Here is a 13,588-nt window from a genome sequence, read left to right as displayed (position 1 = left end):
CCGAACGATTGCCCCATCTGGGAGACAGGCGTCCGGGATGAAATGAAATCGGCGGCAAACGACAGCCGCCAAGTTGCGGGGTCTATAGGGGATAGGCGGGGAGGCGTCAACTGGATTCGGGATCGGCCTTGTGGTTAGCGCTCCGACCCGCCGTCCCCATCGCGCGCCACCCTCGGGCTTGACCCGAGGGGCCTTTGTTCAGCGCCGTTGCCGCAAGTGTAACGCCCTCGGGTCAAGCCCGAGGGTGACGATCGAAGCGGAGGATGGCTCAGGGTGCCTTCTGGCAGACCGGGCAGTAAAAGGTGGAACGGCCCGATTGCACGATGCGCTTGACGGTGCCGGTGCAGAGCGGGGTGGGGCAGGGATCGCCCTCACGGTCATAGACGGCGAAATTGTGCTGGAAGTAGCCGGCGCCCTCGACGCTGCGGAAGTCGCGAATGGTCGAGCCGCCCACCTCGATGGCGGCGACAAGCACTTCGCGCACCGCAAAGGCCAGGTCTTCGAGGGCCGCCTTGGGCTTGCCATCGGCCCGCACCAGGGTGCGCGCCTCGATATCGGGACGGATATGGGCCCGGTGCAGCGCCTCGGCCACATAGATATTGCCCAGCCCGGCGACCACGCGCTGGTCGAGCAGCGCTGCCTTGATCGGCGCCTTCTTGCCCCGGAACGCCTCGGCCATGCCTTCGGCGCTGAAGTCATTGCCCAGCGGCTCGGGCCCCAGCCCCTTGAGATAGGGACTGTCGTTCACATCCTCGTAAAGGTCGATGAAGCCGAAGCGGCGGGGATCGGCATAGATCAGGTGGCTCGCCCCATGGCTGGGATGGGACAGAGCCCAGATCATATGGTCGTGCTTGGGCTCGGTGCCGGGCTCGTAATAGCGCGGGGGCTTGTCGATGCCGTGCTCGGCAAAACGCCAGGAGCCGGTCATGCCCAGATGGCTGAGCAGGGTCTTGCCATTCGACAGGCCGAGCAGGAGATATTTGGCGCGTCGCCCCACCTTTTCGACGCGCTGGCCTTCCAGCGCAGTCTTGAGCCCGTCCGGAAAGGGAAAGCGCAAATCCTTGCGGTTGAGGGTGACGCTTTGAATGGTGGCGCCGGTCAGCCAGGGTTCCAAGCCGCGCCGGACAGTTTCGACCTCGGGCAATTCTGGCATGACAAAACTCCTTCACCCTGCGCGCCTTTGCGCATAGGCAATGGGCGAGGGCTTATGTATTGGTCAATACACCGTATCGACACCATTCCATACAGACCGCATCGAGGTCCTTGCCATGACCCAGTCCCAAGACACCACCCATTTCGGCGAGCAGACCGTCGCTCTCGAAGACAAGCAGGGCCTGGTCAACAAGGTGTTCCACGACGTGGCCGACCGCTACGACCTGATGAACGACCTGATGAGCGGGGGCGTGCACCGGCTGTGGAAGGACGCCATGGTGTCCGAGCTGGCCCCGCCGCGCGCCGGCACACGGCCCTATCGGGTGCTCGACATGGCCGGTGGCACCGGCGATATCGGCGAGCGCATCGTCAATGCCTCGATGGGCTATGCGGAAGTGGTTGTTGCCGACATCAATGCCGACATGCTGCGCGTCGGCGCCGAGCGCGCCCGGAGCTGGCGCTATCCCGGCCAGGTCAGCTTTCTCGAGGCCAATGCCGAGGAGCTGCCCTTGGAGAGCAATAGCTTCGACGCCTATACGATCGCCTTCGGCATCCGCAATGTGCCGCGCATCCAGAAGGCGCTGGACGAGGCGCATCGCGTGCTCAAGCGCGGGGGGCGCATCCTGGTGCTTGAATTCTCGCAGGTGGACGTGCCGGGCCTCGAGGCCTTCTACAAGCTCTATTCCGACCGGGTCATTCCGCCTCTGGGGCGGGTGGTGACGGGCGATGCCCAGCCCTATCAATATTTCATCGAATCCATCCGCAAGTTCCCCGATCCGGCGCTGTTCGGCTCCATGCTGGCCAAGGCCGGGTTAAAGCGGGTCAAGCACACCAGCTATACCGGCAATATCGCCACGCTGTTTTCGGGTTGGAAGATTTAGCCCATGGGTCTGGGTTCCACTTTCCGCCTGATCCATGCTGGTTGGGTACTGGCGCGCGAAGGCGCCTTTTCGATCCTTCCCGTCGCCTCGCTGCCGCCGATGATGAAGCTGGGCGTTCGCATGGCGCGGCTGGTCGAACGGCCCGCCGTGCGCAAGACCGGTAGCGTCGAGCGGCTCAATACTGCCCTGCACCGGCTGGGCCCGAGTTTCGTCAAGTTCGGCCAGACGCTGGCCACCCGCCCCGATATTGTCGGCGCCCAGGCGGCGGCGGACCTTTCGGGCCTGCAGGACCGCATGCCGCCCTTCGACGCGGCACTGGTGCCAGCCATTCTGAGCGAAGCGCTGGGCGAGAAGGCCGCGGCGCTGACCGAAATCAGCCCGCCCGTCGCCGCCGCCTCCATCGCCCAGGTGCACAAGGCCAAGCTGCGCCAGCCCGGCGAGGCGCCCAAGGTGGTTGCCGTCAAGATTCTGCGCCCCGGCGTGTCCGAGCGCTTCCACGCCGATACCCAGGCGCTTTATGCTGGGGCGCGGCTGGCCGAAACGTTCTCCTCGGCCAGCCGGCGGCTGCGCCCCACCGAAGTGGTCAAGACGCTGGATCATTCCATGCGGCTCGAGCTCGATCTGCGCCTTGAGGCGGCGGCGATCTCGGAAATGGCCGAAAACATCAAGGATGATGAAGGCTTCGTCATCCCGGCGGTACAGTGGGACCAGGTGGCGCAGAACGTGCTCACCACCACCTGGGTGGACGGCATTCCCATCCGCGACCATGCCGCCATCGATGCGGCGGGGATCGACCGCAAGGCGCTGGCCGCCAAGGTGCTGCAGGGCTTTTTGCGCCATGCCATCCGCGACGGCTTCTTCCATGCCGACATGCATCCGGGCAATCTCTTCGCCGATCCTCGCACCGGCCACGTGGTGGCCGTCGATTTCGGCATTATGGGCCGTATCGCCAAGCCGGAACGGCGTTTCCTCGCCGATATTCTTTATGGCTTCATCACCCGCGACTATCGCCTGGTGGCGCAGCGCCATTTCGATATCGGCTATGTGCCCGCCCATCAGTCGGTCGAAGATTTTGCGCTGGCCATCCGCTCCATCGGCGAACCGCTGCATGGCCGCACCGCCGACAATATCTCCATGGCCAAGGTGCTGGGCCAGCTCTTCACCATTACCGACCTTTTCGACATGCAGACGCGGCCCGAACTGGTGCTGTTGCAGAAATCCATGGTGCTGGTGGAAGGGGTGGCGCGCACGCTCGATCCAGAGCTCGATATCTGGACCGTGGCGGAGCCGGTGGTGGGCGATTGGCTGCGGCGCGAAGAGGGCCCGCTTGGTCGCATCGAGGATTTGGGGCAGCATCTGCGCCGCGCCGGCGAGGCAGCGGGTCGCATTCCCAATCTGATCGCCCAGGCCGAGCTGGCCCTGGCTGAACACCGCGCGGCCTTGCGCCGGCCGCGGGACAGGCTCATGCGCTTTGCCATCCTTGCCACGCTGGGCATGGGCTTTGTCGCCTTTGCCGCCGTCGCATTCATGGCGCTGCGCTTCGCCGGCCAGGCCTGACCCATAATCCCGGCTTGCCCAAGGGGCGCCCGGCTTCATAGAGTGCCGCGGATGCCGGCCCGCAATCGTTTCGAGAAAGTCAGTTCATGAGCCTCAATCTCTTCGGTAAGCTCGCCTCTGTGGCGGCCATTGCGCTTGGAGTCAGCGCCTGCGTCGACGTCAATATCGACGTGGCGGTGACCAGCACCACCACGGCCCGCGCCACCATGACCCAGGTGATGACCGCCGACCTCTACGCCATGGTCAAGATGGGCGAAGAGAGCGGCGAGAGCAGCGAGGCCGGCTTCTGTGACGAGGGCACGCTGACCGAGAATGCCGATGGCACCGCCACCTGCACCATGGTCGAGGAAGGCCCCTTTGCCAGCCTCGATATGGGCTCGGGCGAAGGCGGGATGAGCTTTACCGATATCGGCAATGGCCTCGTGCGCGTTGCCCTGCCGACCGTTGCAATGAAGAAGGAATTGGGCGCCGACGAGGAAATGGACGAAGAGACCAAGCAGATGGTGCTGGCCTTCTTCGAGGGCCATTCGATCACCCTGACGATTTCGGGCGCCGAAGTCACCGATACCAATATGACCCGCGCCGCCGACGGCAAGAGCGCCAGCCAGGTCATTCCCATGCTCGACCTGATCAATGGCACGGTCGACCTGCCCGACGAGCTGTTCGCGGTGGTGCGCGCGCCGTGAGCATTGGCGTCTCCATAAAGCTGCAATGGCAGGCCCATGGCGTGGGCCTGCCTCTTCCGGCACTGCAGTCGGCGCTGGCGGCGGGAGCCGATCTCTGCGCCGCCCTGGCGGCGGATGCACCGCTCGAACTCTTGCCCGGCAAGCGGGCGCTGGTGCCCTGCGGCTTCGCCATGGCGCTGCCGGAGGGGTTCGAGGCACAGGTGCGGCCGCGCTCGGGCCTTGCCGCCAAGCATGGCATCACGGTGCTCAATTCCCCCGGCACCATCGATGCGGACTATCGCGGCGAGGTAAAGGTGATCCTCGTCAATCTGGGGGAAGAGCCCTTCGTCATCAGACGCGGCGAGCGCATTGCGCAAATGGTGGTGGCGCCGGTGGTGCGGCCGGTTTTCGAGGTGAGCGATGAACTGGAAGAGACGCAAAGAGGCGAAGGTGGCTTCGGCTCGACGGGAAAGGCCTGAAACAGCGCTTGCGGCGCTGGCGCTGCTGGCGGCTCTGACGGCGCCAGCCCTGGCCGGCGACCGGGCGCTGATCGACCTGATCGGCTTTTCTCCGGATGCGCGCTATTTTGCCTTCGAGGAATTCGGCGTCCAGGATGGCTCGGGCTTTGCCTATTCGAGCATCTACCTTCTCGACCTCACCAATGACAGCTGGGTGGTCGGTACACCGATTCGGGCCCAGGCGGCCGATGAGGAGCGGGGCCTCGCCGATACCCGCGCCGAGGCTGGTCGGAATGCCGCCGCGCATTTGCGCGATTTCGACATTTCCGTGCCGGTCGATGTCGCCACCATGCTCGGCGATGGGACGCCCGAAATCGATGGCAAGACGCTGCGCTTCGGCGTGCCGGGATATGCGCCTGGCCAGGTGATGGACAAGCATCACCTGCAATTGCGCAGCTTTGAAACCGGCGCCGCCAATCCCTGCAGCGAATGGTTCGACAGCGCCCCGCTCGGCTTCGAGCTGGTGCTGTCCGACGCCGAGACCGACACGGTCATCTATCGCGACGGCACCCTGCCCCGCTCGCGCGCCTGCCCCACCGACTATCGCCTCTATGCCGTCGTGCTGCCATTCATGAGCCAGGACATCTCGAGCGGCGTCGCCATTCTTTCGTACTATCCCCACGGATTCGAAGGGCCGGACCGGCGCTTCCTGGCGGTGCCTCTTGCCCATTGAACCGACGCTTTCACCCGAGGAAACCCGCCGCTATGCCCGCCATCTCGTGCTCAAGGGCATGGGCGGGGCCGGCCAGCAAAAGCTCAAGGCGGCGCGCGTGCTGGTGGTGGGTGCCGGGGGCCTGGGCAGCCCCGCCATCGCCTATCTGGCGGGGGCCGGGGTCGGCAGGCTGGGGGTGGTCGATCACGACACGGTATCGGTGACCAATCTGCAGCGCCAGATCGTCCACACCACGCACAGCATCGGCCGGCTCAAGACCGAAAGCGCCGAGACCTTCGTCGCGGCCCTTAATCCGCATGTGGACCTGGTGCGCATCGATGCGGCTCTGACATCAGACAACGCCGCAGCTGTGCTCGTCGACTACGACGTCGTGCTCGACGGCACCGATAATCTCGTGACCCGGCGGCTGGTGGCAACCGAAGCCGCTGCGCGCCGGATACCGCTGGTTTCGGGAGCCGTGTCGATGTTTTCAGGTCAGGTGACAGTGATCGCGCCCCATCTGGGCGGGCCGGACCATGCCGCGCTCTTTGCCGAGGCGGCAAGCGATGACAACCTGCCCTCCTGCGAAGCCAATGGCATATTGGGGCCAGTCACCGGCATTATCGGCACCTTGATGGCCATGGAGGCCATCAAGCTCATCACCGGCATTGGCCGGCCGCTGCTTGGGCGGCTGCTGGTCTATGACGCCCGCGACGCAAGTTTCACCGAACTGGCATACTGATCGGCCTCACGCGTCCGGGTGCTTGAACACCAGGGCCGCATTTGTGCCGCCGAAGCCGAAGGAGTTGGACAGCACATAGGCCAAATCCACGTCGTCGCGGCGCTGCCTGAGGATCGGCATGTCCTCGAAGGCCGGATCGAGCACCTCGATATTGGCGCTCTCGGCGATGAAGCGGTGCTTCATCATCAGGATCGAGAAGATCGATTCATGCACGCCGGTGGCGCCCTGGCTGTGGCCGGTCAGTGACTTGGTGGCCGAAATGGGCGGGCACTTGTCCTCATTGCCGAAGACGGCGCGCAGGGCCTCGATCTCCTTGAGATCGCCGACCGGGGTCGAGGTGGCGTGCGGGTTGATGTAGTCGACCGGGCCCTTCACATTGGCCAGCGCCATGCGCATGCAGCGTTCCGCGCCTTCGCCCGAGGGAGCCACCATGTCGACGCCGTCGGAGGTGGCGCCATAGCCCACAACCTCGGCCCAGATCTTGGCACCGCGCGCCTTGGCATGCTCGAGCTCTTCGAGCACCAGGACGCCCGCGCCGCCGGCGATGACGAAGCCGTCGCGATTGGCGTCGTAGCAGCGGCTGGCCTTTTCAGGAGTGGCGTTGAAATCCGAGCTCATGGCGCCCATGGCGTCGAACAGGTCCGACAGCGTCCAGTCGAGGTCCTCGTGACCACCGGCAAAGACGATGTTCTGCTTGCCCAGCATGATCTGCTCATAGGCATTGCCGATGCAATGCTTGGAGGTGGCACAGGCAGCGGTGATCGAATAGTTGATGCCCTTGATGCCGAACGAGGTCGCCAGCGTCGCCGAGGCGGTCGAGCCCATCGCCTTGGGCACGGCCAACGGCCCGATACGCTTGGGGCTGGTATTCTTGCGGGTGGTGTCGGCGGCTTCCACAATGGTGCGGGTCGAAGCGCCGCCCGAGCCCATGACGATGCCGGTCATGGGATGGGAAATGAGGCTTTCGTCGAGCCCGGCATCTGAAATCGCCTGCTGCATGGCCAGGTAATTCCAGGCGGCGCCCTTGCCCATGAAGCGGGTCACGCGGCGATCCAGCACTTCGAAAGGGTCCAGCTGCGGATCGCCCTTGACCTGGCTGCGGAAGCCCAGCTCGGCATAGTCCGGCGCGGCGATGATGCCGGGCTTGGCCAGCCGCAGGCTTTCGGTGACCGCATCCAGCGAATTGCCGATCGATGAAATGATGCCCATGCCGGTTACGACAACTCGTCTCATTTCGTCCTCGCCTGATCGATGTGCTTTGGCGTCATGGGGCCGACGCTTACCTTTCTTCTGGTGGCCGTTACGGCCGGGCGCTTGGGCGCCTTCACCCTCATTGGGCTTTAGGTGAACAGCCCGACCCGCAGGTCCTTGGCCTCATATATAGTCTTGCCATCGGCCTTTACCCAGCCATCGGCCAGACCCAAGGTCAGACGCGAGCGCATGACGCGCTTGAGGTCGATGCCATATTCCACGAGCTTGACGTCGTCGGTCACCTGGCCGGTGAACTTGATCTCCCCGCCCAAGGCGCGGCCCTTGCCGGGCTGGCCGATCCAGGAGAGGAAGAAGCCGGTCATCTGCCAGATGGCGTCCAGCCCCAGGCAGCCGGGCATGACCGGGTCGCCGATGAAGTGGCATTTGAAGAACCACAGGTCCGGATTGACGTCGAGTTCGGCACGCACATAGCCCTTGTCGAAGGCACCGCCGGTTTCCTGGATATCGGTGATGCGGTCGAACATCAGCATCGGGGGGGCTGGCAGGCGGGCATCGCCCTGGCCCGGCAACTCGCCGCGGCCATGCGCCAACAGCTCTTCATATCCAAATGCGTTCTGCCGCTCGGCCATGGACAAACCCCGTTTCACCTCAAGCCTCGTCTCGTATAGACCCCTATGGGGAGGGTCAAGCCGGGCGAAAGGCTGAGCCGGGGCCCGGAGGGCGGTGCCGACTTGTTTCATGGGCCCATCGCCCCTATAACAAAGGCTGGAAATCTGGACCTTTATGACGAGTATCTCAGGCCCAATGACTGAACGCCTTGCCGCTGCCCGGCCCCATCCGTCCCGCAAACCCTGCCTGACGGCCGTCTTGCGCATGGCCGGCCTACGCCCGACCCGTCAGCGCGTGGCGCTGGCCGAACTCTTGTTCGGCGGGCCGCATCGCCATGTCAGCGCCGAGCAGCTGCACGGCGAAGCCGGTACGGCCAATGTCAATGTGTCCCTGGCCACCATCTACAATACGCTGCACCAGTTCCACGAAGCTGGGCTGTTGCGCGAAGTCGCCATCGACGCCTCGCGGTCCTATTTCGACACCGATACGTCCGATCACCACCATTTCTACGTGGAAGACGAACAGCGGATGATCGATATTCCCGCCGATGCGGTGGAGTTCAAATCCCTGCCCAAAGCCCCGGCCGGCATGGAAGTTGCCCATGTCGACGTGGTGATCCGGGTGCGCAAGGCGCCGGTCTGAGCCGGCGCTGTCAAGCGTCCCCGACCGGTTTCTGAGCTTGCGGGCGTGGTGACAAAGGTGCCGGGCTTGGCCATAGTGGCCGCCGGTTCAAACAGCAAAAAAGGTGGTGGATGTCCGAAAAGGTCAATCTGAACGCCTATTTCGAGCGAATCGGCTTTGCCGGTTCCATTGCCCCCACTCTGGCGACGTTGGAATTGCTGCACGCGCTGCATCCCGCCGTCATCCCCTTCGAAAACATCAATCCGCTGATCGGCGAGCCGGTGCTGCTCGACCAGCCGAGCCTCGAGCGCAAGCTTTTGGCGGACAAGCGCGGCGGCTATTGTTTCGAGCATAACCTATTGTTCATGCGCATTCTGCGCGATCTCGACTATACCGTGCGCCCGCTCTTGGCACGTGGTCTGTGGACCAATCCCGATAACCAGGAATTGAGCCATCTGGTGCTCCTGGTCGAAATCAATGGGCAGAATTACCTGGCTGATGTCGGCCATGGCGGGCTGACGCTGACCACTCCGCTGCGGCTGCGCGCCGATGTCGAGCAGACCACTCCGCACGAAACCTTCCGCCTGGTGGGTGGCGCGCCCGAATGGACGCTCGAGGTGCGGATCGGCGAGAATTGGCTTCCGGTCTATGCCTTTACGCTCGATGCCGTCGATGACGCTGCCATTTCAGCGCTCAACCAGACCATGGCGACATCCGAGACTTCGCCCATGGTCAACGGGCTCAGGGTGGCGCTGTCGCCGTCCGGCCGCAGGGTCAAGCTGCTCAATACCAGCTTCACCATCCAGCCGGTCGAGGGGGAAAAGGAACAGCGCGAGATCACCAGCATGGAGAGCCTGCGCTCGGTTTTGACCGAGGCGTTCGGGCTGGTCCTGCCGGCCGATGAGCGCCTCGAGCCGGCTCTGGCGCGGCTTTTTCCGCTGCCGCCGGACCTCCCCGACGAGCTGCCGGCCTGATCCATGGCGCCCGTCATCGTCGCGACAGACAAGCTGCATGAATTCGTCGATTTCGATGCCTTTTATGCCTGGCTGGCCGCCAACCATGACAGCGCCGACGAGGTCTGGATCCGCATTTTCAAGAAGAGCGCCGGGCGAGCGACCATCACCCCGGTCGAGGCGATCGACGCCGTGCTCTGCTGGGGCTGGATCGACGCCATCAAGAAGAGCTGGGACGAGGTGTCCTATGTGCAGCGCTATTGTCCGCGTCGGCCGAAATCGGTGTGGAGCCAGGTCAATCGCGACAATGTCGCGCGGCTGGGCGAACAGGGGCTGATGACCGAACATGGCCTGGTCCATGTCGAGACGGCCAAGGCCGATGGCCGCTGGGATGCGGCCTACAAGACCACCCAGGACGCCCCGCCCGACCTGCTCGCGGCCATCGCCGAAAATCCCATGGCGCAGAAGACCTATGAGGGCCTGTCGGCGCAAAACCGTTTCGCGCTGATTTTCCGCACCAACAGCCTCAAGACCGAGGCGGGGCGCAAGAAGAAGATTGCCGGCTTCGTCGAGATGCTGGCGCGGGGCGAAACCATCTATCCGCAAAAGGACAAGGGCTGATGGCGCTGTGGTTCGCCTTCCTGCGCGGCATCAATCTGGGCAAGCGGCAGATGAAGATGGACGAGCTCAAGGCCTGCCTCGAGGGCGCGGGCCTTGGCAGCGTCAAGACGGTGCTGGCCAGCGGCAATGTGGGATTTGAGGCCGAAGGCGACGCCGATGCTATCAGGAGCCAGCTCGAAAGCCTGATCGAGAAGCAGTTCGGCTTTGCAGTGGGCGTTGTCCTCCGTTCGGAGGCAGAGCTGCAGGCCATGCTCGCTGGCCATCCCTTTGGTCGGCTCGATTCCGCGGCCGATGTCACCCGGCATGTTTTGATGTTCGACAGACCCTTGCCGCAGGGGCTGTCCCTGCCCGACCGCCCGGGCCATACCGAGATCCTGCGCATGGATGCGCGCGAGATCTATATCGCCGGTTACCGTCAGCCCGACGGGCGCTATACCGAGGGGGTTGAGGGCGTCCTCAAGCCGCTCTATGACCGGCTCGACAAGAATGCGCTCGACACGATGCGCAACTGGAACACCATGGAAAAGATGCTGAAATGATCACCGTATTCGGCTCCACCAATCTCGATCAGATCGGCACCGTTCCGCGCCTGCCCAAGCCGGGCGAGACCGTTGCCGGCGGCACTTTCTCCATGGCGGCCGGAGGAAAGGGCGCTAACCAGGCTTTGGCCGCGCGCCGCGCCGGCGCCGACGTGCGCCATGTCTCGGCAGTGGGCGAGGATGCCTTCGCGCCGCTGGCACTCGACCTGTTGGAAAAGGGCGGTGTCGATCTCAGCCATCTGCGCAAGGCCGATACGGCCACCGGCATTGCCATGATTTTCGTCGATGCCGAAGGCGAAAACGTCATTGCCATCCTGCCGGGCGCCAATGGCACGGTCAGCGCCGCGGATGCCGAGCGCGGCCTGAGCGATCTCAAGGCCGGCGACGTGGTGCTGGTACAGCAGGAAGTGCCGCAAGCCGCCTCCCGCCGGGCGCTCGAAATCGCCCGCCAGAAAGGCGCGACCAGCCTTTTCAACACTGCGCCGTTCCTGGATGACACGCCGGAGCTGGCAGCGCTCGCTGATATCGTCGTCGCCAATGAAACCGAGTTTGCCTTGCTCTCGGGCCGCCCTATCGAAGAACTCGATGCGGCGATGAGCGAGTGGGTGGAGCGCACCGGCACCACCATCGTGGTGACCCTGGGCCCTGAAGGCGCACGTGCCCGCACGCCCGATGGGGCCATTGCCGTGCCTGCCTACAAGGTGACGCCGGTCGACACGGTTGGCGCCGGCGACACCTTTTGCGGCTATCTGGGGGCAGCGCTCGAAGCCGGGCACGACCTCGAAACTGCGCTGCGCCGTGCCGCCGTGGCGGGGAGCCTCGCCTGTCTCAAATCCGGCGCGCAGCCGGCCATTCCGATGAAGGCCGATGTCGACGCCATCGCTGGCGCCTGAGATTCTTACGGCTGGTTCTCGCGGAACCAGCCGCCTTCGATGACGTGCCGATCGCCATGGCGGGTGATTTTTGCCCGCAGGGTGGCAAGGCTTTCCTCCGTCCATCCCTGAGGCGCGGTGACGGCCACCCAGCCATCGAAATAGTCCTGCGGCGCATAGACATGGCCAAAGCCGATCGGCGCCGTCTGGGCCAAAGCCATGTCGAGCGCCACCTGCAGGAAGGTAACCACGGGATACCAGTTGAGCAGCGGTGACACCGAGGGTGCGCGCACCCCGCTCAGCCATTCCGGCTCACGATAGAGCATGGCCGGTTCGAAGAAGACGATCGGGTCGGACGGATATTGCAAAAAGACGATGCGCATCCGGCCCCAGCTTTCGCCGGTATCGAGGTCTGCGCCGCGATTGGCAAAGCGCAGGGTCGAGCCGTCGCCCAGATGCGGCCGCCAGACCGGCGTGTTCTGGTTGCGGCTGCGCGTCGCCGACTGCCAGGTCTGCGAGGCGAAGGGCGGCCCCACCCACAAAGCGCCGTCGAAAGGATCATCCAAAATGTCGTAAAGCGCCGTCGAGGCCGCCGAGCTATAGGCGCCCAGACTCAGCCCATGAAGATAGAGTTTGGGACGCGTCGCTGCCGGCATGGCGTGCCAGCGCTTGTAGACGGCGTTGAACAGCGCCCGCCCGGTCTCCACCCCGACATCGGGCTCGGACACCAGCGACAGCCAGCTGGTGAGGTAGGAATATTGCACGGCGACGCTCGCCACATCGCCATGATGCAGCATTTCCAGCGTGTCGATGGCGGCCGGCTCCACCCAGCCAGTCCCGACCGGCATGATCAGCACCAGGATCGAGCGATCAAAGGCCCCGACCCGGTCCATTTCCGCCAGCGCCAGGGCGGCGCGTTCTTCGGGCGTTTCTGCGGAGCGCAATCCGACATAGACGCGCAATGGTGTCTCCGCCGGGGCGCCGGTCAGGTCCGCGATCTCGTCGCTGCTGGGCCCGGCTTCGACATAGACCCGCGCATCGATGCCGATCGTCTGCCAATCGACCAGCGAGACGGCACTGCCCGATTTCCAGGACTCTGATGGGGGCGGGTCGGAAATGCCGACCAGGCGATCGAAATTGCCGTAGAATCGGTCGGCGGCGTAAAGCAGGCCGCGCGCGACGACTCCATTGCCGATGCTGGCGGTCACAATGCCAACCAGGATCATGGCGCCCAACAGCGCCACACGCGGGGGAATGGCGCGCGCAAACCAGGCGCTGATGGAGCGGACGCCGCTGACGATGATGGTGCCCAGCCCGATCAGCAACGCCGCCGGGACCACGGCGATGGCCGCCACGAACCAGGGCTGGCGCGCTTCGACCGGCGCTATCCCCATGCCGGCGCGAATGGAATTCTGCCAGCCCGGGGAAAACCACAGAAAGGCCAGCGCCAGAATCAGGCAGCCACAGGCACAGGCACGCCCGACCCAGCGCGCTACCCGCCGATTGGGCCAGCGCAGTTCAAGAAAATTCCACAGCCATTCGAGAAACACGCCGATGCCATAGCCGGCCGCAAAGGTGCAGCCGCAGAGCACGCCCTGCACGGCAAAATGGCGGGGAATCAGCGAGGGGGTCAGCGACAGCGCGAAAAACAGCAGCCCCACCAGCCAGCCACCGGTCGAAATACTATCGAGCCGCCGGCCAAGCCAGCGGCGCATGACGATCGGCAGGGGAACTGGACGCGGCAACACGGGGAGAGGAATGCCTCTCGCTGAGGAAGAACCCGGCCACTATAGCCAGCGGTGCCAAGGGGACAACCGAAAGTCCGGCGCGTCACGCCCAAAGGCTGCGGAGTTTCGCCGCAAGAGAGTATCGAAGGAGGAAAGATTTGGTGGAGCCAAGCGGGATCGAACCGCTGACCTCTTGCATGCCATGCAAGCGCTCTCCCAGCTGAGCTATGGCCCCATCCGGACAAGGCCGGCGGGGTTGAAATCAAC

At 64.5% G+C, this 13,588-nt stretch carries 15 protein-coding genes and 1 tRNA gene; 11 read left to right on the top strand and 5 right to left on the bottom strand.

Annotated features, from left to right (window positions below; translation table 11 throughout):
* Positions 1-268 precede the first annotated feature (268 nt).
* Positions 269-1,153 carry a bifunctional DNA-formamidopyrimidine glycosylase/DNA-(apurinic or apyrimidinic site) lyase gene (gene mutM, locus DEVEQU_RS02545; RefSeq protein ID WP_126149005.1) on the bottom strand — a complete coding sequence of 295 codons (885 nt, stop codon included), beginning with the start codon at positions 1,151-1,153 and terminating at the stop codon, positions 269-271.
* Positions 1,154-1,268: 115 nt separating this feature from the next.
* On the opposite strand from mutM, the gene ubiE reads away from it, so the two are divergent.
* The 6 genes from ubiE to DEVEQU_RS02515 all read left to right on the top strand — a co-directional run bounded on the left by ubiE (position 1,269) and on the right by DEVEQU_RS02515 (position 6,167).
* Positions 1,269-2,033 (top strand): bifunctional demethylmenaquinone methyltransferase/2-methoxy-6-polyprenyl-1,4-benzoquinol methylase UbiE, encoded by a 765-nt coding sequence (ubiE, locus tag DEVEQU_RS02540; protein WP_126149004.1) that lies wholly within the window; start codon positions 1,269-1,271, stop codon positions 2,031-2,033.
* Positions 2,034-2,036: 3 nt separating this feature from the next.
* On the top strand, positions 2,037-3,590 hold the full coding sequence (gene ubiB / locus DEVEQU_RS02535; protein WP_126149003.1) for a 2-polyprenylphenol 6-hydroxylase: 1,554 nt from the start codon (positions 2,037-2,039) through the stop codon (positions 3,588-3,590).
* An 86-nt stretch (positions 3,591-3,676) separates the two neighbouring features.
* Complete coding sequence (locus tag DEVEQU_RS02530) at positions 3,677-4,276, top strand: hypothetical protein (protein WP_126149002.1); 600 nt, start codon at positions 3,677-3,679, stop codon at positions 4,274-4,276.
* Positions 4,273-4,734 carry a dUTP diphosphatase gene (dut, locus tag DEVEQU_RS02525; RefSeq protein WP_126149001.1) on the top strand — a complete coding sequence of 154 codons (462 nt, stop codon included), beginning with the start codon at positions 4,273-4,275 and terminating at the stop codon, positions 4,732-4,734. Before DEVEQU_RS02530 ends, dut begins: the two co-directional genes overlap by 4 nt.
* Positions 4,706-5,446, top strand: a complete 741-nt coding sequence (locus DEVEQU_RS02520; RefSeq protein WP_164550207.1) for a DUF2259 domain-containing protein — start codon at positions 4,706-4,708, stop codon at positions 5,444-5,446. The genes dut and DEVEQU_RS02520 overlap by 29 nt, the downstream gene beginning before the upstream one ends.
* On the top strand, positions 5,436-6,167 hold the full coding sequence (locus DEVEQU_RS02515; RefSeq protein ID WP_126148999.1) for a HesA/MoeB/ThiF family protein: 732 nt from the start codon (positions 5,436-5,438) through the stop codon (positions 6,165-6,167). The genes DEVEQU_RS02520 and DEVEQU_RS02515 overlap by 11 nt, the downstream gene beginning before the upstream one ends.
* A 6-nt stretch (positions 6,168-6,173) precedes the next feature.
* Here the strand turns inward: DEVEQU_RS02515 and fabB are convergent, their stop codons facing one another.
* Both fabB and fabA read right to left on the bottom strand, forming a co-directional pair.
* On the bottom strand, positions 6,174-7,400 hold the full coding sequence (fabB, locus tag DEVEQU_RS02510; RefSeq protein ID WP_126148998.1) for a beta-ketoacyl-ACP synthase I: 1,227 nt from the start codon (positions 7,398-7,400) through the stop codon (positions 6,174-6,176).
* A gap of 107 nt (positions 7,401-7,507) precedes the next feature.
* Complete coding sequence (fabA, locus tag DEVEQU_RS02505; protein ID WP_126149022.1) at positions 7,508-8,008, bottom strand: 3-hydroxyacyl-[acyl-carrier-protein] dehydratase FabA; 501 nt, start codon at positions 8,006-8,008, stop codon at positions 7,508-7,510.
* Positions 8,009-8,183: 175 nt separating this feature from the next.
* Between fabA and irrA the strand changes: the two genes are divergently transcribed.
* The 5 genes from irrA (at position 8,184) to DEVEQU_RS02480 (ending at position 11,615) form a co-directional block, all read left to right on the top strand.
* Complete coding sequence (gene irrA / locus DEVEQU_RS02500; protein WP_126148997.1) at positions 8,184-8,630, top strand: iron response transcriptional regulator IrrA; 447 nt, start codon at positions 8,184-8,186, stop codon at positions 8,628-8,630.
* A gap of 110 nt (positions 8,631-8,740) precedes the next feature.
* Positions 8,741-9,583 carry an arylamine N-acetyltransferase family protein gene (locus tag DEVEQU_RS02495; RefSeq protein ID WP_126148996.1) on the top strand — a complete coding sequence of 281 codons (843 nt, stop codon included), beginning with the start codon at positions 8,741-8,743 and terminating at the stop codon, positions 9,581-9,583.
* 3 nt (positions 9,584-9,586) lie between these two features.
* A complete protein-coding gene (locus tag DEVEQU_RS02490) occupies positions 9,587-10,183 on the top strand; it encodes a YdeI/OmpD-associated family protein (protein ID WP_126148995.1) in 597 nt (198 codons plus the stop codon).
* Complete coding sequence (locus tag DEVEQU_RS02485; RefSeq protein ID WP_126148994.1) at positions 10,183-10,722, top strand: DUF1697 domain-containing protein; 540 nt, start codon at positions 10,183-10,185, stop codon at positions 10,720-10,722. The genes DEVEQU_RS02490 and DEVEQU_RS02485 overlap by 1 nt, the downstream gene beginning before the upstream one ends.
* Positions 10,719-11,615 (top strand): ribokinase, encoded by an 897-nt coding sequence (locus DEVEQU_RS02480; protein ID WP_126148993.1) that lies wholly within the window; start codon positions 10,719-10,721, stop codon positions 11,613-11,615. The genes DEVEQU_RS02485 and DEVEQU_RS02480 overlap by 4 nt, the downstream gene beginning before the upstream one ends.
* Before the next feature lie 5 nt (positions 11,616-11,620).
* Here the strand turns inward: DEVEQU_RS02480 and DEVEQU_RS02475 are convergent, their stop codons facing one another.
* Complete coding sequence (locus DEVEQU_RS02475) at positions 11,621-13,309, bottom strand: alpha/beta hydrolase (protein WP_126148992.1); 1,689 nt, start codon at positions 13,307-13,309, stop codon at positions 11,621-11,623.
* A 171-nt stretch (positions 13,310-13,480) separates the two neighbouring features.
* Positions 13,481-13,556: transfer RNA gene (locus DEVEQU_RS02470), tRNA-Ala, on the bottom strand.
* Positions 13,557-13,588: the final 32 nt, after the last annotated feature.

It is taken from the genome of Devosia equisanguinis (genome assembly GCF_900631955.1).
Lineage (GTDB): Bacteria > Pseudomonadota > Alphaproteobacteria > Rhizobiales > Devosiaceae > Devosia > Devosia equisanguinis.
The sequence above is the reverse complement of the archived record's forward strand: the minus strand, read 5'-3'. Positions and strand labels throughout refer to the sequence as shown.